We start from the raw sequence: 688 nt of genomic DNA, 5'->3' as shown, positions 1-688 counted from the left end.
TCAAACGCTCTATCCAATTGAGCTACGGGCGCATATGATGGTGCCGAGGGCCGGACTTGAACCGGCACGGTGGTAACCCACCGCAGGATTTTAAGTCCTGTGCGTCTGCCAATTCCGCCACCCCGGCTTGCTTGGCAAATTTTAAAAATGGAGCGGAAGACGGGATTCGAACCCGCGACCCCCACCTTGGCAAGGTGGTGTTCTACCACTGAACTACTTCCGCATTGGAACAGGATATATTTATATTGTATATTGTGATGTCTATTAAAATTAATATATAGTGGTGCGGGTGGAGGGAGTTGAACCCCCACGTCCGAAGACACTAGATCCTAAGTCTAGCGCGTCTGCCAATTCCGCCACACCCGNCCCTCTGATTAAAAGTCAGATGCTCTACCGGCTGAGCTAATGGCTCGTACTATTGGAGCGCTGCCGTTTCCGAAGAAAAATCACAGCTGACCAAAATACTTGTTTAATATTACAAATTAATGGTGCCGGCCAGAGGACTTGAACCCCCAACCTACTGATTACAAGTCAGTTGCTCTACCAATTGAGCTAGGCCGGCTTGTTATTTAATTCTTTAATAACAGCATAAACACACATCAGTTTGCGTGATTAATTTCGCTTTGTGCGTTCTCGCTCAAAGCTACTTATAAAAATGGTGGAGGATGCAGGGCTCGAACCTGCGACC

Annotated in this window: 3 tRNA genes; all 3 read right to left on the bottom strand. The window is 47.7% G+C overall.

Annotated features, from left to right (window positions below):
- Positions 1-38: 38 nt before the first annotated feature.
- Positions 39-127: transfer RNA gene (locus tag HPC67_RS15650), tRNA-Leu, on the bottom strand.
- Between the two features lie 21 nt (positions 128-148).
- Positions 149-223, bottom strand: a tRNA-Gly gene (locus tag HPC67_RS15645).
- A gap of 263 nt (positions 224-486) precedes the next feature.
- Positions 487-562: transfer RNA gene (locus HPC67_RS15640), tRNA-Thr, on the bottom strand.
- Positions 563-688 lie beyond the last annotated feature (126 nt).

The sequence above is a fragment of the Lentibacillus saliphilus genome, from assembly GCF_019093865.1.
Classification (GTDB): domain Bacteria; phylum Bacillota; class Bacilli; order Bacillales; family Amphibacillaceae; genus Lentibacillus_B; species Lentibacillus_B saliphilus.
The sequence above is the reverse complement of the archived record's forward strand: the minus strand, read 5'-3'. Positions and strand labels throughout refer to the sequence as shown.